19 protein-coding genes are annotated in these 18,027 nt (G+C 62.9%); 15 read left to right on the top strand and 4 right to left on the bottom strand.

Annotated elements, in window-relative coordinates; translation table 11 throughout:
- Positions 1–63 precede the first annotated feature (63 nt).
- The 8 genes from E4Z66_RS19635 (at position 64) to E4Z66_RS07290 (ending at position 5,461) form a co-directional block, all read left to right on the top strand.
- Positions 64–231, top strand: coding sequence for a hypothetical protein (locus E4Z66_RS19635; protein WP_168797743.1), 168 nt, complete (start codon positions 64–66; stop codon positions 229–231).
- Complete coding sequence (murA, locus tag E4Z66_RS07260; protein WP_136462338.1) at positions 224–1,492, top strand: UDP-N-acetylglucosamine 1-carboxyvinyltransferase; 1,269 nt, start codon at positions 224–226, stop codon at positions 1,490–1,492. Before E4Z66_RS19635 ends, murA begins: the two co-directional genes overlap by 8 nt.
- Positions 1,489–1,959: a DUF2948 family protein gene (locus E4Z66_RS07265; RefSeq protein ID WP_136462339.1), complete on the top strand. Its 471-nt coding sequence runs from the start codon at positions 1,489–1,491 to the stop codon at positions 1,957–1,959. The genes murA and E4Z66_RS07265 overlap by 4 nt, the downstream gene beginning before the upstream one ends.
- Before the next feature lie 129 nt (positions 1,960–2,088).
- Positions 2,089–3,390, top strand: coding sequence for a histidinol dehydrogenase (gene hisD / locus E4Z66_RS07270; RefSeq protein WP_136462340.1), 1,302 nt, complete (start codon positions 2,089–2,091; stop codon positions 3,388–3,390).
- 159 nt (positions 3,391–3,549) lie between these two features.
- Positions 3,550–4,029, top strand: coding sequence for a UPF0262 family protein (locus tag E4Z66_RS07275; protein WP_136462341.1), 480 nt, complete (start codon positions 3,550–3,552; stop codon positions 4,027–4,029).
- A gap of 3 nt (positions 4,030–4,032) precedes the next feature.
- Positions 4,033–4,494: an arsenate-mycothiol transferase ArsC gene (locus E4Z66_RS07280; protein WP_136462342.1), complete on the top strand. Its 462-nt coding sequence runs from the start codon at positions 4,033–4,035 to the stop codon at positions 4,492–4,494.
- Positions 4,491–4,880 carry a ketosteroid isomerase-related protein gene (locus E4Z66_RS07285; RefSeq protein ID WP_425456117.1) on the top strand — a complete coding sequence of 130 codons (390 nt, stop codon included), beginning with the start codon at positions 4,491–4,493 and terminating at the stop codon, positions 4,878–4,880. Before E4Z66_RS07280 ends, E4Z66_RS07285 begins: the two co-directional genes overlap by 4 nt.
- Positions 4,880–5,461, top strand: coding sequence for a GNAT family N-acetyltransferase (locus E4Z66_RS07290; protein ID WP_136462344.1), 582 nt, complete (start codon positions 4,880–4,882; stop codon positions 5,459–5,461). Before E4Z66_RS07285 ends, E4Z66_RS07290 begins: the two co-directional genes overlap by 1 nt.
- A 7-nt stretch (positions 5,462–5,468) precedes the next feature.
- On the opposite strand, the gene E4Z66_RS07295 is transcribed toward E4Z66_RS07290, so the two are convergent.
- Together E4Z66_RS07295 and E4Z66_RS07300 are read right to left on the bottom strand one after the other, a co-directional pair.
- Positions 5,469–5,804 carry a zinc ribbon domain-containing protein YjdM gene (locus E4Z66_RS07295; protein WP_136462345.1) on the bottom strand — a complete coding sequence of 112 codons (336 nt, stop codon included), beginning with the start codon at positions 5,802–5,804 and terminating at the stop codon, positions 5,469–5,471.
- Positions 5,805–5,884: 80 nt separating this feature from the next.
- Complete coding sequence (locus E4Z66_RS07300; protein ID WP_136462346.1) at positions 5,885–6,082, bottom strand: DUF1674 domain-containing protein; 198 nt, start codon at positions 6,080–6,082, stop codon at positions 5,885–5,887.
- A 42-nt stretch (positions 6,083–6,124) separates the two neighbouring features.
- Between E4Z66_RS07300 and E4Z66_RS07305 the strand changes: the two genes are divergently transcribed.
- The 7 genes from E4Z66_RS07305 (at position 6,125) to E4Z66_RS07335 (ending at position 14,584) form a co-directional block, all read left to right on the top strand.
- Positions 6,125–7,387 (top strand): RsmB/NOP family class I SAM-dependent RNA methyltransferase, encoded by a 1,263-nt coding sequence (locus tag E4Z66_RS07305; RefSeq protein ID WP_136462347.1) that lies wholly within the window; start codon positions 6,125–6,127, stop codon positions 7,385–7,387.
- Between the two features lie 81 nt (positions 7,388–7,468).
- Positions 7,469–9,214, top strand: coding sequence for a heparinase II/III family protein (locus E4Z66_RS07310; RefSeq protein ID WP_136462348.1), 1,746 nt, complete (start codon positions 7,469–7,471; stop codon positions 9,212–9,214).
- Between the two features lie 11 nt (positions 9,215–9,225).
- Positions 9,226–10,812 (top strand): bifunctional phosphoribosylaminoimidazolecarboxamide formyltransferase/IMP cyclohydrolase, encoded by a 1,587-nt coding sequence (gene purH / locus E4Z66_RS07315; protein WP_136462349.1) that lies wholly within the window; start codon positions 9,226–9,228, stop codon positions 10,810–10,812.
- Position 10,813: 1 nt separating this feature from the next.
- Positions 10,814–11,287 carry a signal peptidase II gene (gene lspA / locus E4Z66_RS07320; protein ID WP_136462350.1) on the top strand — a complete coding sequence of 158 codons (474 nt, stop codon included), beginning with the start codon at positions 10,814–10,816 and terminating at the stop codon, positions 11,285–11,287.
- A 62-nt stretch (positions 11,288–11,349) separates the two neighbouring features.
- A complete protein-coding gene (locus E4Z66_RS07325) occupies positions 11,350–11,856 on the top strand; it encodes a DUF3035 domain-containing protein (protein WP_136462351.1) in 507 nt (168 codons plus the stop codon).
- An 80-nt stretch (positions 11,857–11,936) separates the two neighbouring features.
- Positions 11,937–13,271: a M16 family metallopeptidase gene (locus E4Z66_RS07330; RefSeq protein WP_136463054.1), complete on the top strand. Its 1,335-nt coding sequence runs from the start codon at positions 11,937–11,939 to the stop codon at positions 13,269–13,271.
- Positions 13,268–14,584, top strand: coding sequence for a M16 family metallopeptidase (locus E4Z66_RS07335; protein WP_136462352.1), 1,317 nt, complete (start codon positions 13,268–13,270; stop codon positions 14,582–14,584). The genes E4Z66_RS07330 and E4Z66_RS07335 overlap by 4 nt, the downstream gene beginning before the upstream one ends.
- A gap of 9 nt (positions 14,585–14,593) precedes the next feature.
- Here the strand turns inward: E4Z66_RS07335 and E4Z66_RS07340 are convergent, their stop codons facing one another.
- Together E4Z66_RS07340 and deoC are read right to left on the bottom strand one after the other, a co-directional pair.
- The gene (locus tag E4Z66_RS07340) at positions 14,594–16,933 is read right to left on the bottom strand and encodes an aldehyde dehydrogenase family protein (protein ID WP_136462353.1); all 2,340 of its coding nucleotides are present in this window, start codon (positions 16,931–16,933) and stop codon (positions 14,594–14,596) included.
- An 84-nt stretch (positions 16,934–17,017) separates the two neighbouring features.
- Positions 17,018–18,022 (bottom strand): deoxyribose-phosphate aldolase, encoded by a 1,005-nt coding sequence (gene deoC / locus E4Z66_RS07345; protein ID WP_136462354.1) that lies wholly within the window; start codon positions 18,020–18,022, stop codon positions 17,018–17,020.
- Between the last annotated feature and the right edge of the window lie 5 nt (positions 18,023–18,027).

The following is an 18,027-nucleotide window of genomic DNA, read 5'->3' on the forward strand; positions in this document are numbered from 1 at the left end:
GCATTCGCAGAACCGTGCAAGGGCTATCTGGACGGTTTTTGCCCCCTGCGTTAACAAGGCGGCATGGCAGATAAGAGCACGGGCAAAAAGCAGCCGGACCGCGAAGCACGGCTCAAGGCGGCATTGAAAGCGAACATGGCCCGGCGTAAGGCGCAGGCCAAGGCGCGTTCTGCGCAACAAATGGCGGCCTCGGGCGCGGAAAAGACAGGCAAGGACGAGCAAGATGGATAGCATTCTGGTCACGGGCAACGGCCCGCTTAACGGGCAAATCCCGATCGCGGGCGCGAAAAACGCGTGTTTGACGCTGATGCCGGCGACATTGCTGAGCGATGAGCCGCTGACTCTGACCAATGCGCCGCGACTCAGCGATATCCGCACGATGACGACGCTGTTGCAGTCCTTGGGGGCAGAGGTCTCTTCCCTCGCCGATGGCCGGGTTCTGGCATTGTCGAGCCATGCCCTGACCAGTCAGACGGCGGAATACGACATCGTGCGCAAGATGCGGGCGTCGATTCTGGTGCTGGGGCCGCTTCTGGCGCGCTTCGGTCACGCGGTAGTTTCGCTGCCGGGTGGCTGTGCCATTGGGGCGCGGCCGGTTGATCTGCACCTCAAGGCGCTGGAAGCCATGGGCGCAGAGCTTGAGTTGAAAGACGGCTATGTGCACGCCAAGGCCCCGAACGGGTTGAAAGGCGGCGAAGTGAATTTCGCTTTTGCCAGCGTCGGTGCGACGGAAAACGCGCTGATGGCGGCGACGCTCGCCAAGGGAACGACAGTTCTGAAAAATGCTGCGCGCGAGCCGGAGATCGTGGATCTTGCGCGCTGCCTGCGGGCGATGGGCGCGCAGATCGAAGGCGAGGGCGAATCGACCATCACCATCCAGGGCGTCGATCGGCTGGGCGGGGCGACGCATCAGGTGGTCACGGACCGGATCGAACTTGGCACCTACATGCTTGCCCCCGCGATCTGCGGCGGCGAGGTCGAATTGCTGGGGGGGCGGATCGAACTGCTGTCGGCTTTCGTGGAAAAGCTGGACGCGGCGGGCGTGTCGGTCGAAGAAACCGAAGCGGGGCTGAAGGTGCGGCGCAAAAACGGCCGGATTCAGGCGGTCGATGTGACGACCGAACCCTTCCCCGGTTTCCCGACGGATCTTCAGGCGCAGATGATGGCGCTGCTTTGCACCGCCGAAGGAACCTCGGTTCTGGAAGAAAAGATTTTCGAAAACCGCTTCATGCACGCGCCGGAGCTGATGCGCATGGGTGCGCAGATCGACGTGCATGGCGGGACAGCGAAGGTGACGGGCGTCGACCGGCTCAAGGGGGCGCCAGTGATGGCGACGGACCTGCGGGCAAGCGTCAGTCTGATCCTTGCCGGTCTGGCGGCCGAGGGGGAGACTCGCGTGGCGCGGGTGTATCACCTTGACCGTGGTTACGAACATGTGGTGCGCAAGCTTTCCGGCGTCGGCGCCAAGATCGAACGGATTTCGGGCGAATGAGCGAGGACGCACGGTTTGAAGACGGGCGCGAGGCGCCACTGAACCTTGGCGCACTGGACGCCGAGGATTTGAAGGTGATCTCCACGCTGGTTCAGGATGCCGTGTTTCCCGTGACGGAAATCGCTTGGCGGGCCAGCAAGCGGCAATTCGCGCTGCTGGTGAACCGGTTCCGCTGGGAAGACGAAGGAAAGCAAAGGCACGCGCCTGAACGGGTGCAATCCGTGCTGGTCTTCGAAAATGTGCTGAGCGTGGCAAGCCAAGGGCTGGACCGGTCGGACAAGGATGTCATCCTTTCGCTTTTGTCCGTCACGTTCGAGCCGGGCGAGGACGCAGCCGGTGAAGTGCTTCTGACACTGGCCGGGGATGGCGCGATTCGTCTGTCAGTGGAGGCGCTGGAAGCCGGGCTGCGCGACGTGACCCGGCCCTATAAGGCGCCCTCGGGCATGGCGCCGGGCCACACGCTTTAACCACCTGCCAGCTTCAACCAAACGGAGCGCGCGTGCCGCGCGCAGTGTTCTTACGGGACGAATGGCCGGTGTTCTGGACATGTGCCAGTCGCAGCTATATCGGCAGGCGTGACGACAGGAGAGAGCCAGATGCCGCAGTTTCTTGAGACGACCGCAACGGATTTCGAGGCGCAGTTTCAAACCTTGTTGAACGCCAAGCGCGAAGACAGCCCCGATGTCGATGATGTCGTCGCCGGGATCATCGCCGATGTGCGGGCGCGCGGGGATGCCGCCGTGCTGGAGCTGACCGAACGTTTCGACCGTGTCGCCCTGACACCAGAAACCATGCGCATGACGCCCGAGGAGGTCGCGGCGGCGGCGGACGATGCGCCCGAAGAGGTGCGCGCGGCGCTGGTTCTGGCAGAAGAACGTATTCGCGCCTATCACGAACGGCAGATGCCTTCTGACGAAAGCTGGACCGATGAAAGCGGCGCGAGGCTGGGCTGGCGCTGGACACCGGTTTCGGCGGCAGGGCTATATGTGCCCGGCGGGCTGGCGTCTTATCCGTCGTCGCTGCTGATGAATGCGGTTCCTGCGAAGGTGGCCGGGGTGCAGCGTCTGGCGATGGTCGTGCCGACCCCGGATGGCGCCGTGAACCCGGCGGTGATGGCGGCGGCGCAGATCGCAGGTGTCGATGAAATCTACCGTATTGGCGGGGCGCAGGCTGTTGCGGCATTGGCTTACGGCACGCAAACCATCGCGGCGGTCGACAAGATCACCGGGCCCGGCAATGCCTTTGTCGCAGCCGCCAAGCGCCGGGTTTTCGGACGTGTCGGCATCGACATGATCGCGGGCCCGTCGGAAATTCTGGTGATCGCCGATGGCGACAATGACCCTGATTGGATCGCCCTGGATTTGCTCAGCCAGGCCGAGCATGACGAAAGCGCGCAGTCGCTGCTGATCACCACGGATGCGGCGTTTGGCAAGGCGGTGGCCGAGGCGGTGGACAAACGGCTTGAGACACTGGAACGGCGCGCCATTGCTGGCATCAGTTGGCGCGACTACGGCGCTGTGATCGTGGCGCGGGATTTGGATGAGGCGGCTGCGCTGTCGGACCGGATCGCGCCCGAACACTTGGAGCTTTGCGTGGCCGATCCCGACGCCTTGGCCGAGAAGATCACCCATGCGGGCGCGATCTTCCTTGGGCAATGGACGCCCGAAGCAATCGGCGACTATATCGGCGGGCCGAACCACGTGCTGCCCACGGCGCGGTCGGCGCGGTTCTCTTCCGGTCTCAGCGTGATGGATTTTCTCAAGCGCACGACACTGGCGAAGATGAGCGCAGATAGCCTGCGTGCGATTGGCCCCGCGGCAGAGGTGCTTGCCACCTCCGAGAGCCTTGAGGCGCACGGGTTGTCCGTGACGGCGCGTCTATCCAAGCTGAACCGGTAATCCTGCACGCGGCGCATCTGCGGCGGGCGGGTCAGCTTGCGAAATGCACAGCCCGCCCTGCGGTTGCGGCCGCGCGCCGCGTCATCGCTGATCCGTGATTGCCCAGCCTGCGGCAACCCGTTATGCAAAACGCCGAAGTTGGTCGAAAGGTCGTAACTTATGTCCCGGATTACACAGATCGAGTTGGATGACGCCAACCTGCCGCCGCCCACGCCGGAGATCGCGCAAGAGCGGAAGGTTGCGCTGTTTGACCTGCTCGAGGACAACACTTTCGTCTTGCCAGCGCGCGACGACCGCGCCGTTCCCGAGGGGCCGTACCACCTTGGCCTGTCCATTCGGGACAAGCGGCTGGTTTTCGACGTCAACACAGAAGCCGATGAGCGCGCGGCGGAGTTCCACCTGTCTCTCAGCCCGTTTCGGCAGGTGGTGAAGGACTATTTCCAGATTTGCGAAAGCTACTTCGAGGCGGTGAAGACAGCGGCCCCCAGCCAGATCGAGACCATCGACATGGCGCGGCGCGGTATCCACAACGAAGGCAGCCGCGTTCTGCAGGAACGTCTGGAAGGCAAGGTGGAGATGGACCCCGACACGGCCCGCCGCCTGTTTACCCTGATCTGCGTGCTGCATTTCGGCGGTTAAACCATGAACGGACTTCCTCAGTCGGTGCTGTTCTGCTGCGACCATAACGCGGTACGTTCGCCGATGGCGGAAGGCATCATGAAGAAGTTCTATGGCACGGGCACCTATGTGCAGTCGGTCGGCGTCCATAACGATATGGAGATCGATGGATTCTGCATCGCCGTGTGTCAGGAAAAGGGGGTCGAACTGTCGCGTCACCGCTCGCGCAGTTTCGATGAGATGGAAGAATGGGGCGATGACCTGTCCTCCTTCGATCTGGTGATTGCCTTATCCCCGGCCAGCCAGCGCCGGGCCCTGGAGCTGACGCGCTATTTCCATCTGGATGTGGAGTATTGGCCGATCCTCGATCCGACGGGGTTGGGCGAAACCCGCGAGGCCAAGCTGGAAAACTACCGCATGGCGCGTGACCAAATCATAGACCGGCTGACCGAACGCTTCGGCGCGCCATTGGAGAGCAAATCGTGACAGTGATCGAAACCTATTTTGCAGCGTTCAACGCTGGCGATGTGCCCGGCATGTTGGACTGCTTGTCCGAGGATGTGGCCCATCACGTGAACGAGGGCGAGATTCGCCGCGGCAAGACGCTCTTTGCCGAGTTTTGCGCCCATATGAGCCGCTGCTACCGCGAGGAATTGACCGGTATGGTCGTCTTCGAGGCGCAAGGCGGCACGCGCGCGGCGGCGGAATACATCGTCAACGGCACTTATCTGGAAACCGATGCGGGACTGCCTGAAGCGAAAGGTCAGACCTACCGTCTGCCCGCGGGGTCGTTCTTTGACGTGGCGGATGGCAAGATCACCCGCGTCACGACCTATTACAATCTCGCGGATTGGATGCGGCAGGTCGCCTGATGAGGGTCCGGGCGCTGACCGGGGCGGCCCTGAGCGCGGCGTTGCCGGATGTGGCGCGTTTGCGGATCGAAGTGTTTCGCGACTGGCCCTATCTCTATGACGGGGACGCGGCCTATGAGGAGGCGTATCTGCGCCCCTATGCCGAAAGCGATCGTGCGATCGTCGTGGGCGCGTTTGATGGGGCGCGGCTTGTCGGGGCGTCGACCGGCGCGCCTTTGGCCGACCATGCAGAGGATTTCGCCGCTGCTTTCGATGACAGCGGTCTGGATTTGGCGCAGATATTCTATTGTGCGGAAAGCGTGCTGCTGCCGGGGTATCGTGGGCAAGGGTTCGGCCACGCCTTCTTCGATCATCGCGAAGCCCATGCGCGGCGTCTTGGTTTCACGGCCAGCGCCTTTTGCAGCGTGATGCGGCCGCAGGACCATCCGGCACGCCCGGCAGAATATCGGCCCCTTGACGGGTTCTGGCGCGCGCGCGGCTATGCGCCGCTGGATGGCGTCATTGCGCAATTTGACTGGAAAGATGTGGGCGCGGCGGCAGAAACCGCAAAGCCGCTGCAATTCTGGTATCGAACGCTTTAAGCCGGGGTCAGCCGGTCACTTTCTTCAGGAATTGCGACTTCAGCCCGATTTGGCCGTGGCCGGGCACTTTGCAGTCGATGTCGTGATCGCCCTCGACAAGCCGGATGCCGCGCACCTTCGTGCCGACCTTGATCGTGCTGGACGTGCCTTTGAGCTTTAGATCCTTGATGACCGTCACCGTGTCGCCATCGGCCAGAACATTGCCGACCGCGTCGCGGATTTCAGGGCCAGCGGTGGCGCCTGGCGACCATTCATGCCCACATTCGGGACACATCAGCAGGCTGGCCGCCTCATAGGTATAGGCGGAACCGCATTCGGGGCAGGGTGGCAACGTGTCTGTCATGGTGTCAGCTTTAGTCCCGCCCTTGCGTTTCGACCACTGCAAAGGCGCTGGGGCCAAGCGGCCAAAGGTCGCGGGGCGCGTCAGAAGTCGACGGCAAGGCCCTTTTTCTCCCAGTCGCCGTATCGGACGGGTTCCGGGCCATCGCGCCCGCCCAGTTCCTTCGGCATCGCAGCGGCCTCTGCTTCGGCCTTGGCACGGCGTTCGGCCGCTTCGGACAAAGCGCGTTGCGCCGCGGGCGGCAGGTCAGGGCGTTCTTTCGGGGTTTCCATGTCAGCCATGGGGCTGATATACGCGCCCGGTTCAGCAAGGCAAGGGTTTCCATGAGCGCAGATGGCATCGCGGCGCGTCGGAGCGCGGCATATCTTCTTGACCGGATTACCGGCGACGGGAAATTGATGAGCGATCTGATCGCGGGCGGCGCGTTGGAGCGTTTGTCCCCGCCCGACAGGGCCAGAGCGCAGCGATTGGCGACCGATGTGCTGCGCAACATGGACCGCGTGGATCGCCTGATGACTGATCACGTCCAAAAAACGCCCCCACTGCCCATACACAATTTGCTGCGGATCGGCGCATTGGAATTGGCGCAAGGTGCGGCGGCCCATGGGGTCGTGAACGACCTTGTGTCCATCGCGTCGCGCAGCAAGCGGCACGGGCGGCTCAAGGGGCTGGTCAACGCGGTGCTGCGCAAGTTGGCGGACCATGCGGCTCAGGATTGGCTGACCCTGCCGACGCCGCGTATTCCCGATTGGCTGCGCGCCCCGCTTCTGGCGGCATGGGGCCGCGATACTGTCCGCGCGATGGAAGAGGCGCATGCGGCGGGCGCTCCGCTGGATCTTTCTGCGCGGGGCGATGCGGCAGAACTGGCCAAGCAACTTGGCGGGACGCTGCTGCCCACGGGAACCGTGCGCCTGACCGATCCGGGGCAGGTGAGTGGCTTGCCCGGCTATACCGAGGGGGCGTGGTGGGTGCAGGATGCGGCTGCCGCAATTCCGGCGCGTCTTGTGGATGGCCACAAAGTACTTGACCTGTGCGCCGCGCCGGGGGGCAAGACCATGCAGCTTGCCGCTGCGGGCAAGGATGTGACAGCGGTGGACTTGTCGGACAAGCGGCTAGAGCGCGTGCGCGAAAACCTCTCCCGGACCGGGCTGACGGCTGAACTGCTCCAATCGGATGCGCTTGAAGTGAGCGGACAATGGGATGCGGTGCTGCTGGATGCGCCCTGTTCGGCCACGGGCACCTTGCGGCGCCATCCCGATCTGCCCTTCGCCAAGGACGGGTCCGAGTTTTTCGGCCTGATCGACCTGCAAGCGCGGATGATCGACCACGCGGTGACGCTTCTGCGTCCGGGCGGGCAATTGGTGTTCTGCACGTGCTCTTTGCTGCCGGACGAGGGTGAGGTTCAGATCGAAGAGGCGCTGGAGCGTCATCCGGACCTGCAGATCGATACCGCCGCGCTGGAACAGCCGTGGATCGAGTCGGAATGGCGCAGCACGGAAGGCGGCCTGCGGCTGCGCCCCGATTTCTGGGCTGAGCAAGGCGGCATGGACGGGTTTTACATCGCGCCCTTGCGCAAACACGCCTGACGCAAAATCAGACGGTGACTCGTGGTGCATCTGTCGGTATCCTGTGCCCAATTACGCCGGTAGAGCGTTGAAGGCAGGACAATGAGCGATCCGATCAGTTTGAGCGCCCGCGGCGCCCGGCTTCTCGACCGCATTCATGCGCGGCTTGCGACGCGTGCGAAGGCGTCGTCTGCCTTTGTGACCGCGCCAGAACCCCGCACGATCGGCAGCTTTGCCCGTGGGCGACAACTGGTTGCGGGCAATTTCCTGTTTGCCGGCTATCTGGTGACAGCGGAAAATCAAAGCATCTGGGAGATCACGCCGCCCGACTCGGCCTTCAAGGCGGAACTGCACGGCTTTGCGTGGCTGGACGATCTTGCCGCCGTCGGCGACCTGAAGGCGCGCGCCACCGCAACAGAATGGCTTTGGGCATGGATTGACCGATATGGCGGCGGTGTCGGGCCAGGCTGGACGCCTGACCTGACTGGGCGTCGCCTGATCCGTTGGATCAACCATGCGATCTTCCTGCTGCGTGGTCAGGAAAGCGCGCAGTCGAAGGCATTTCACCGGTCCTTGGCGCAGCAGACGCTGTTCCTGTCGCGTCGTTGGCATAGCGCCGCGCCGGGCCTGCCCCGGTTCGAGGCGCTGACCGGCCTGATCTATGCCGGGCTGGCGTTGGAAGGGTTGGAGCGTTTGGCCGAACCCGCCGTAGCGGCGCTTGCCAAGGAATGCGATGCCCAGATCAACGAAGAAGGCGGCGTGCCCACGCGCAATCCGCAGGAATTGCTCGAGGTCTTCACATTGCTGACATGGGCGGCAGCCGCCCTTAGCGAAGCGGAAAAGCCGCTGCCGAAAGCGCATTTGGGGGCGATTGACCGTATCGCGCCGACACTTCGCACGTTGCGCCACGCGGATGGGTCGCTCGCGCGGTTCCATGGCGGCGGGCGCGGCATGGAAGGGCGTCTGGATCACGCTCTGGCGGCATCGGGTGTCAAAACCCGGGCGCCGGACGGTTTGTCGATGGGCTTTGCACGGCTGTCGGCGGGGCGCACCAGTGTCATCATCGATGCCAGCCCGCCACCGACCGGGGCTGCGAGCTTCAATGCCCATGCCTCGACCTTGGCCTTTGAAATGACCTCCGGGCGGCGGGCCCTGATCGTCAATTGCGGCTCGGGCGCGAGTTTTGGCGCGGATTGGCGACGGGCGGGGCGCGCGACGCCGTCCCATTCGACCCTTTGTCTGGATGGCTATTCCAGCGCGCGGTTGGGCGATGCTGACCGTGTCACGGCGCGCGAGATGCTGGTGGATACGCCGACTCATGTCCCGATCGAGATCAGCCACGCCTCGGACGGGTTGCGATTTCAGGGCGGGCATGACGGCTATGTGGCCACGCATGGCCTGACACATGCGCGCACGCTGGAGCTGACCTTTGACGGGCGCGGGATGGCGGGCGAAGACCTTCTTCTGGCGCTGGAGGACGCGGATCGCCGGCGCTTTGACAAGGCGATGAACCAGAAGAAACTGGACGGTATCCCCTTTGACATCCGCTTTCATCTGCACCCGGAGGCGCATGCCACACTGGATTTGGGCGGGGCGGCGGTGTCTGTCGTGCTTAAAAGCGGCGAAGTCTGGGTGTTCCGCAGCGAAGGGCAGCCTGTCACGCTGGAGCCGTCGGTGTACCTCGAATCCAACCGGCTCAAACCCCGTGCAAGCCAGCAGATCGTGCTGTCCGGCAAAGCCGTCGATTACGCAACGCGGGTGCGCTGGTCCTTGTCGAAACCGCAAGATACTGCCATAGGCGTGCGCGATCTCGTGCAGGATCATCTGCCGATGCCCCAAGACACATGACAGGACGTTCGATGACCAATCTTTACCCCGTACGCCGCGCCTTGATTTCTGTATCCGACAAGACCGGACTTGCTGAATTCGGACAAGCGCTGATCGCGCGCGGTGTCGAATTGCTGTCGACCGGCGGCACGGCGAATGCGCTGCGGGCTGCGGGCTGCGAGGTCAAGGATGTCAGCGATGTGACGAACTTTCCCGAAATGATGGACGGCCGGGTCAAGACCCTGCACCCGGTTGTGCATGGTGGCCTGCTGGCGCTGCGCGACAATGACGATCACGTGGCATCGATGAACGAGCATGGCATCGGCGCAATCGATCTGGTCGTTGTGAACCTGTACCCGTTCGAAAAGGCTCTGGCGCGCGGCGCGGCCTATGACGAGATGATCGAGAATATCGACATTGGCGGCCCGGCGATGATCCGCTCGGCCGCAAAGAACCATGGCTTCGTCAATATCATCGTGGATGTCGAGGATTATGCGGTCTTCCTGTCGGAGCTCGAAGCGAATGACGGTTACACGACCTATGCCCTGCGCCAGCGGCTTGCACAGACGGCCTATGCGCGCACGGCGGCCTATGACACGGCGGTAAGCACGTGGATGGCGGGTCAAGTTGGCGACGCGCCGCGTCGGCGCAGCTTTGGCGGCCAGTTGGTGCAGGAACTGCGCTATGGCGAAAACCCGCATCAGGCGGCCAGCTTTTATGCCGATGGATCGGGCCGCGCCGGCGTGGCGACGGCGCAGCAGCATCAGGGCAAGGAACTGAGCTATAACAACATCAACGACACCGATGCCGCCTTTGAGCTGGTGAGCGAATTCGCCCCCAAGGATGGCCCGGCCTGTGTCATCATCAAGCATGCCAACCCCTGCGGCGTCGCGACCGGCAGCACCGTGAAAGAGGCGTATCAGAAGGCGTTCGATTGCGACCGCACCTCTGCCTTCGGTGGCATCGTTGCGTTGAACCAGCCGCTGGACGAGGAAACCGCCAAGGAAATCACCGGCATCTTTACCGAAGTCGTGATTGCTCCGGGTGCAAGCGATGCGGCGAAGGAAGTCTTCGCCGCCAAGAAGAACCTGCGCCTGCTCACCACAGATGGTCTGGCCGATCCGCGCGCGGCGGGATTGGCGGTCAAGCAACTCTCTGGCGGATGGCTGGTGCAGGACAAGGACACGGGCTTCGTGCCTGCCGAAGAACTGCGCGTTGTGACCAAGGTGCAGCCCACGTCGGAACAGATGGCCGATCTGCGCTTTGCATGGACCGTGGCAAAGCATGTGAAGTCCAACGCGATTGTCTATGTGAAGAACGGCGCGACCGTCGGTGTGGGTGCAGGCCAGATGAGCCGTGTGGATTCCGCGCTGATCGCGGCGAAAAAGGCTGAACGCATGGCCGAGGCGCTGGGCCTGCCCGCGCCGCTTACCCAAGGCAGCGCCGTGGCGTCGGATGCGTTCTTTCCCTTCCCGGACGGCTTGATGGAAGCGGCCGCGGCGGGGGCGACCTGCGTGATTCAGCCCGGCGGATCGATGCGCGACGACGAAGTGATCGCGGCAGCGGATGAGGCCGGTCTCGCGATGGTCTTCACCGGTATGCGACACTTCCGGCACTGATATGAACCTTGTTTTCTGGGCAGCAATGGTGGCGTTTCTGGCCGATCAGGCCAGCAAGTACATCGTCATCCATTCGATGGAGCTTTGGCGCGTCCTGTCGATCGACGTGCTGCCGCCCTTGCTGAACCTGCGCTACGGCGAAAACCACGGGATCAATTTCGGGATCGGGGGCGACGCGGTGAACGCGTGGGTCTGGATCGGGCTGGCGCTGCTGGTCTGCGGCTGGGTTCTGTGGTGGGTCCGGCGCACGAGAATGTCGAGGCTCGGGCTGGTTTGCGCCGGGCTTCTCGTCGGCGGTGCCATGGGAAATGTCATTGATCGGGTCTTGTACGGCTATGTTCTGGATTTTCTGAACATGTCCTGCTGCGGCATCCGTAACCCCTACAGTTTCAACGTCGCGGACATCTTCATTTTCGCCGGGGCCATCGGGCTTGTGATCGTGACACCGGATGGGCGCGCAGTGCGCAAACATTGACCCGTGACATTCCCCCGCCGCTTGGCGTAAGGAAGGTGGACGAAGGAGAGTGGAGCGCACGCATGCGTCTGTTTCAGATCGGTTTGATCTTGGTGGCAATGACCCTTGTCTCGGCATGCGAGAACAAGAGTCTGCGCGAACTCGCGCGCCCCAGCGATGGGCCGGACGAATTCAAGATCACGCCCGGTAAGCCGTTGCAAGCGCCCGAAGATCTGTCCTCTTTGCCAGAACCGACGCCGGGTGGCGCGAACCGGACGGATCAATATCCGTTGCAGGATAGCGCGATTGCCTTGGGTGGACGCCGCGCTGCCGATACCGGGGTTATCCCCGGTGCCGATGGGGCGGTCGTGAACTATGCGTCTCGATTTGGACGTGAGGCAGCAATCCGGCAGGAACTTGCCGTTGCGGACGAGGATTTCCGCCGCCGCCGTGGGCGGTTTACTCAAATCCGCATCGTGCGCGAAGACATCTACAACAATGTCTACCGGCGGCAGGCACTTGATGCGAAGGCGGAACAGCGTCGCTGGCGCCGTGCGGGCGCAAAAACTCCCAGCGCGCCTCCCGAGTAATCTCACATTAACGATACCGCGCTTGAATGGATCACGCGCGGGCGTACATTACCGTGCAACACCGCATGAAAGGATTGCCGATGCTGCGCCGTGCTTTGATTGCTGCCACCGTTCTATGTGCCCCCGTGGTTGCGTGGGCGGATGAGATGGTCACTCATTTCACCTTGGACAACGGGATGGAGGTTGTGGTCGTCGAAGATCACCGCGCGCCGGTTGTCCAGCATATGGTCTGGTATCGGGCAGGATCGGCGGATGAACCTGCCGGGACGTCCGGCGTGGCGCATTTTCTTGAACACCTGCTGTTCAAAGCCACCGACACCTTGGAATCGGGTGAGTTTTCGCGCGTCGTGTCGGCCAATGGCGGTCAGGACAACGCTTTCACCAGCTATGACTACACCGCCTATTTCCAGCGCGTCGCAGCCGACCGGCTGGACCTGATGATGCAGATGGAAGCGGACCGGATGCGCAATATCCGTCTGACCGAAGATGACATCCTGACGGAGCGGCAGGTCATTCTGGAAGAACGGAACCAGCGCACCGAAAATAACCCACGCGCTTTGTTCGGAGAGCAGCTGAACGCCTCGCAATACCTGAACCATCGCTACGGCGTGCCGATCATTGGCTGGAAGCACGAGATGGAGCGTCTGGATATGGACGACGTTCTTGCCTTCTACGAAGCGCATTACGCGCCCAACAATGCGATCCTTGTGGTTTCGGGCGATGTCACGCCCGAGGAAGTGCGCACGCTGGCTGAACAGCATTACGGCGTGATCCCCGCAAACCCGGACATCCAGCCGCGCGCGCGCAGTGAAGAGCCGCCCCAAAACGCCGAACGCCGCGTGATCTTCCACGATCCGCGGGTTTCGACCGAATATGTCAGCCGCAGTTATATCGCGCCGGAACGCAATCCGGGCGATCAGGAGAAAGCCGCCGCGCTGCGTATCCTGGCCGAGCTTTTGGGCGGTGGCACCACCTCTTACCTGACAGAGAAACTCCAGTTCGAAGAACAGATCGCGATCTATACCGGCGCGTTCTATTCCGGCACCTCGCTGGACGAGACGACCTTTGATGTCGTGATCGTGCCACAACCGGGTATTGCGCTTGAGGATGCCGAAGCCGCGCTGGACCGGGTCTTGGCGCAGTTCATCGAAGATGGCGTCGATACGGAAGCGATGGACCGGATCAAGATGCAGGTTCGGGCGTCCGAAATCTATGCCCGCGACAATGTCGATGGGATTGCCAACCGCTATGGTCGGGCGATGACGTCTGGCCTGACGGTGGAAGATGTGCAGGTATGGCCTGACCTTTTGCAAGCCGTCACCGAAGAAGACGTGATCGAAGCTGCCCGCGCGGTGCTGCGCCCCGAAGGATCGGTGACAGGTTACTTGATGAAAGCCGCTGAGGTGTCCCAATGAAACATGTCGTCGCATTTCTCGTCGCTGCGTTCGTGGCTTTCCCCGCGTGGGCGGAGGTCGATATTCAGGAAGTTACTTCTCCCGGTGGGCTGAAAGCCTGGCTGGTCGAAGAACCCTCGATCCCCTTTGTTGCGCTGGAAATCCAGTTTCAAGGCGGCGCATCGCTGGATGTGCCCGGCAAACGCGGGTCGACGATCCTGATGACGTCGCTGCTGGAAGAAGGGGCGGGCGAACTCGACGCGCGGGCCTTTGCCCGCCGGGGCGAAGAGCTGGCAGCCTCTTTCGGTTTTGATGCGAGCGATGATAATATCTCTGTCACTGCGCGCTTTTTGACAGAGACACAGGACGAAGCGATCGAGCTTCTGCGCGCCGCCCTGCAAGAGCCGCGCTTTGACGATGACGCGATTGAACGTGTCCGCCGCCAGTTGCTGACCAATATTCGCTCCGATGAAACCGACCCGCGTGCCCTTGCGCGGCGGGCCTTCGATGCCGCGGCCTATGGGGATCATCCCTATGCGACGTCCCCGGATGGCACCGAAGACAGCGTATCGGCCCTGACCCGCGATGATCTGGTGACAGCGCATCACAACGCCTTTGCGCGCGACCGGGTGGTCATCGGCGCGGCGGGCAATATCGATGCGGAAACGCTGGGCCGCGTGATCGACGCCGTGCTGGGCGACCTGCCCGAATCCGGTGCGCCGATGCCGACGCAGGCCGAGGTTTCGATCACCGGCGGAATTGAAGTCGTGCCCTTCGACACCCCGCAGTCGGTTGCGATTTTCGGCCATGCGGGGGTCGAACGGGACCACCCGGATTTCTTCGCGGCCTATCTGCTGAATCAAGTGCTTGGTGCGGGCGGGTTTGAAAGCCGTCTGACACAGGAAGTGCGCGTGAAACGTGGGCTGACCTACGGCGTTTATTCTTACCTGTCGCCCAAGGACTACGCCGCGACTTATCAGGGCAGCGTGTCCTCGGCCAATGACCGCATCGCCGAAGCGGTGGATGTGATCCGTGACGAGTGGTCCAAGATCGCTGAAAACGGCGTGACAGAGGAAGAATTGAACGCGGCGAAGCTCTATCTCACAGGGGCCTATCCGCTGCGGTTCGACGGGAATTCCAACATTGCGGGCATCCTTGTGGGGATGCAGGCGCAGGGCCTGCCAATCGACTATATTGCGACGCGCAACGACAAGGTGAATGCCGTCACGCTGGAAGAGGCGAACGCGGTCGCCAAGTGGCTGTATCAGCCGGACAACCTGCGTTTTGTCGTTGTCGGCACGCCCGAAGGGTTGGAGACGACGGCCAGCAATTAAGGCCGCGCCTCACTCGCCGTAGGGAATCCAGATTGTCTTGATTTCGGTGGCCGCGTCCAGAAAGGCGCGGCCTTCGCCTTCGGGCTTGGACCAGTCGCGCGCAAGGCCGTTATTGACCCATGTCCGCTTCAGGTTGCCTGCTGCTTCCCGCTCTACCGTTTCGCTCAGCGCGCCGGATCCGAAGGACCAGACCGCATCAACGCCCAGATGGCGTGCCAGATGCGGGGCGGTGTCTGCATGAGGGCCGGAGAGGATATTGACGACGCCGGCGGGCACATCCGATGTTTCCAGCACCTGATAGAAATCCATTGCCGCCAGCGGGAAGGTTTCGGAAGCGCACAGCACGCTGCGGTTGCCCATCGCCATGGCAGGGGCCATCAGCGAGATCAGGCCAAGCAGCGGGGCTTCGGCCGGGCACAGCGCACCAATCACGCCCACCGGTTCCCGCATTGCAACGGCGACACCGCGAATGGGAACGCCTTTTACCGCGCCATCGAACTTGTCGGCCCATGCGCCATAGGTGAACAGCCGTTCGATACAGGTTTGCACCTCTGCCGCGCCGTCGCGCTTGCCGGTCATCTCATTGATGCGGGCTGCGAACTCATCGGCGCGGGCCGACAGGTTTTCCGCTATGTAATAAAGGATCTGGGCGCGCAAATGCCCGGTCGTCCTGGCCCAGCCTGCGGCGGCTGTTGCGGCCTCTACCGCATTGCGCACATCCTTGCGCCCGGCGATCGAGGCATGGCCCAGAAGTTGGCCCTTTGCGCCCCAGACAGGGGCCGAATAGCCGCCATCGGGACGGGCTTGCTTGCCCCCGATATAAAGCTTTGATGTGCGGTCGATACCGGGTTCCGGCGCGCCATTCCCGGTGAAGGGCGCGGTGTCCTTGATTGGCTTGGCCTTGGTTTTGGGGCGGGTATAGGCTGTCAGCCCTTCCCAGCCGCCTTCACGTCCGAAGCCGCTTTCGCGCACGCCGCCAAAGCCTGCCGCCGCGTCGAAGAGGTTGGTCGCATTGACCCAGACGACCCCCGCCGCAAGCTTGGGCGCGATATCGAGCGCGAGATTGACGTTTTCCGTCCACACGGTCGCAGCAAGCCCGTAGCGCGAGTTATTGGCGATCTCGACCGCCTCGGACGGGGTGCGGAACGTGGTGGAGACGAGGACCGGGCCGAAAATCTCTTCCTGCATCAGCGCGTCGGCGGGGGAGAGGTCGCGGATCAGTGTCGGCGGGTAATAGCAGCCCTCCGGCACGTCGCAGGCCGCCACATGCCGCGTGCCCTCGGTGTTCGCGTCGACCATCTGCGTGATCGTCCGCAGCTGGACCGGATCGACCACAGCGCCCACATCGATGGACTTGTCGAGCGGATCGCCCACGCGCAGCTTGTCCATGCGGGCGGTCAGCTTGGCATAGAAGGTATCGGCCACCGGTTCCTGTACCAGCAGGCGCGAGCCCGCGCAGCAGACCTGCCCCTGATTGAACCAGATCGCGTCCACCAGCCCCTCGACCGCACTGTCGAGATCGGCATCGTCGAACACGATGTAGGGGGATTTCCCGCCCAGTTCGAGGGTCAGCGCCTTGCCACTGCCAGCGGTGGCGGCGCGGATCTTGCGGCCTACTTCGGTCGAGCCGGTGAAGGCGATCTTGTCCACATCGGCGGCGGTGATCATCTCTCCGACTGCGCCATCGCCGGTCACGATGTTCAGAACGCCCGCTGGCAGCCCGGCCTGGCGCGAGATGTCGGCAAAGAGCAGCGCGGTCAGCGAGGTGTATTCAGCAGGTTTCAGGACAACGGTGTTGCCCATCGCAAGCGCCGGTGCGACCTTCCAGGCCAGCATCAAAAGCGGGAAGTTCCACGGAATGATCTGACCGCAAACGCCAAGCGCCTCGCGGTCCGGCAATTCGGAATCCATCAGCTGCGCCATGCCGGCGTGGTAATAGAAATGTCGCTGGGCCAGCGGGATGTCGATGTCGCGCGACTCGCGGATCGGCTTGCCATTATCCAGCGTTTCGAGCACGGCAAAAAGCCGCGCGTGTTTCTGCAGCAACCGGGCCAGCGCATAGAGCACCTTGGCACGGCCATGCCCACCCAGTTTCGCCCATTTCGGCTGTGCTTTGCGCGCGGCAGCCACGGCGGCATCGACATCGCTTTGTGTCGCTTGCGAAAGCTTGGCAAGCACTTCGCCGGTGGCGGGGTTGCGCGAGTCGAACCCGTCTTGCGGGTCCGTGAAGGCACCGTCGATGAAATGGCCGAACCGGTCCCCTTGATCGACAAGCCATGCCAGCGCCTCAGCCGCGCTTTCGGGGGCGGTGCCGTATTCCATGGACTCGAAGATTTCTTTTACACTCATGTCGCGACCTTCGGATTGTGGCCGTTTTCCGTCGCGGAAAACGGACCGGAATTTCTGCAAATTCCGGCGCCAGGCGGCACCGGTTCAGCTCATGGCGTGGCGGTAGCCAGCCGAATAGGCGCCGGTCAGGTGGTGTTCCAACTGCCGTTCGATATCCCCCAAGAGCGAGGATGCGCCAAAGCGGAACAGATCGGGTCTGAGCCAGCGGTCGCCCAGTTCCTCCTTGATCAGTGCCAGATACAGCAGTGCGTCCTTCGCCTTGGAAATCCCGCCCGCAGGTTTGTAACCCACGCGGAAGCCCGTGCGTTCGTGGAATTCGCGGATCGCGCGCAGCATCACCAGTGTGACGGGCAGCGTGGCGTTCACGCTTTCCTTGCCGGTCGAGGTCTTGATGAAGTCCGCCCCCGCCAACATGCAGATCACCGAGGCGCGGGCCACGTTGCGCAGCGTGCCAAGTTCGCCGGTGGCGAGGATGGCTTTGACATGGGCGTGTCCGCAGGCTTCGCGCATCTGGCACATCTCGTCGTAGAGGGCCTGCCAATTGCCTTCCAGCACATGACGGCGCGAGATCACGATGTCGATTTCCTCGGCGCCGGCAGCGACGCTTTCGTGGATTTCCTGAAGGCGCAGGTGAAAGGGCGACAGACCGGCGGGAAACCCGGTGGAGACCGCCGCCACGGGAATGCCGGAGCCCTTCAGCGCGTTGACGGCTGTCGGCACCATTTCGTGATAGACGCAGACCGCGCCCGTGGTCAGGCCGTCCAGCCCCAGCGCGTGCAGGATTTCAGTGCGTACCGGGTGGCGGGCCTTGGCGCAAAGGCGTTCGACGCGGCGCGCGGTGTCATCGCCTGACAGTGTTGTCAGGTCGATGCACGTGATCGCCCGCGCGAGCCAAGCGGCTTGGTGATCTTTCTTGATCGACCGGCGGCCCGGCAGCGTCGCGGCGCGGCGTTCGATGGCCGAGGTATTGGCGCGCAGATTCCGCACCCATCCAAGGTCCAGCTCAAAGCCGGGATTGCGCGGTTCGGTCACTTGCGGAAGCTGTGCGGTCGTGGCCGTGCCGCGTGTTTTTTCTGGTGTAATTGTCATGGCGT

Origin of the sequence: Aliishimia ponticola (assembly GCF_004803475.1) — a bacterium.
Lineage (GTDB): Bacteria > Pseudomonadota > Alphaproteobacteria > Rhodobacterales > Rhodobacteraceae > Aliishimia > Aliishimia ponticola.

Bases quoted from the DNA above. Each gene is read 5' to 3' on its own strand.
- E4Z66_RS07330 (WP_136463054.1), top strand. From the start codon at position 11,937: ATGCTGCGCCGTGCTTTGATTGCTGCCACCGTTCTATGTGCCCCCGTG.
- E4Z66_RS07290 (WP_136462344.1), top strand. From the start codon at position 4,880: ATGAGGGTCCGGGCGCTGACCGGGGCGGCCCTGAGCGCGGCGTTGCCG.
- purH (WP_136462349.1), top strand. From the start codon at position 9,226: ATGACCAATCTTTACCCCGTACGCCGCGCCTTGATTTCTGTATCCGAC.
- E4Z66_RS07310 (WP_136462348.1), top strand. From the start codon at position 7,469: ATGAGCGATCCGATCAGTTTGAGCGCCCGCGGCGCCCGGCTTCTCGAC.
- hisD (WP_136462340.1), top strand. From the start codon at position 2,089: ATGCCGCAGTTTCTTGAGACGACCGCAACGGATTTCGAGGCGCAGTTT.
- E4Z66_RS07265 (WP_136462339.1), top strand. From the start codon at position 1,489: ATGAGCGAGGACGCACGGTTTGAAGACGGGCGCGAGGCGCCACTGAAC.
- deoC (WP_136462354.1), bottom strand. From the start codon at position 18,022: ATGACAATTACACCAGAAAAAACACGCGGCACGGCCACGACCGCACAG.
- murA (WP_136462338.1), top strand. From the start codon at position 224: ATGGATAGCATTCTGGTCACGGGCAACGGCCCGCTTAACGGGCAAATC.
- lspA (WP_136462350.1), top strand. From the start codon at position 10,814: ATGAACCTTGTTTTCTGGGCAGCAATGGTGGCGTTTCTGGCCGATCAG.
- E4Z66_RS07340 (WP_136462353.1), bottom strand. From the start codon at position 16,933: ATGAGTGTAAAAGAAATCTTCGAGTCCATGGAATACGGCACCGCCCCC.
- E4Z66_RS07280 (WP_136462342.1), top strand. From the start codon at position 4,033: ATGAACGGACTTCCTCAGTCGGTGCTGTTCTGCTGCGACCATAACGCG.
- E4Z66_RS07325 (WP_136462351.1), top strand. From the start codon at position 11,350: ATGCGTCTGTTTCAGATCGGTTTGATCTTGGTGGCAATGACCCTTGTC.
- E4Z66_RS07295 (WP_136462345.1), bottom strand. From the start codon at position 5,804: ATGACAGACACGTTGCCACCCTGCCCCGAATGCGGTTCCGCCTATACC.
- E4Z66_RS07300 (WP_136462346.1), bottom strand. From the start codon at position 6,082: ATGGCTGACATGGAAACCCCGAAAGAACGCCCTGACCTGCCGCCCGCG.
- E4Z66_RS07335 (WP_136462352.1), top strand. From the start codon at position 13,268: ATGAAACATGTCGTCGCATTTCTCGTCGCTGCGTTCGTGGCTTTCCCC.
- E4Z66_RS19635 (WP_168797743.1), top strand. From the start codon at position 64: ATGGCAGATAAGAGCACGGGCAAAAAGCAGCCGGACCGCGAAGCACGG.
- E4Z66_RS07275 (WP_136462341.1), top strand. From the start codon at position 3,550: ATGTCCCGGATTACACAGATCGAGTTGGATGACGCCAACCTGCCGCCG.
- E4Z66_RS07305 (WP_136462347.1), top strand. From the start codon at position 6,125: ATGAGCGCAGATGGCATCGCGGCGCGTCGGAGCGCGGCATATCTTCTT.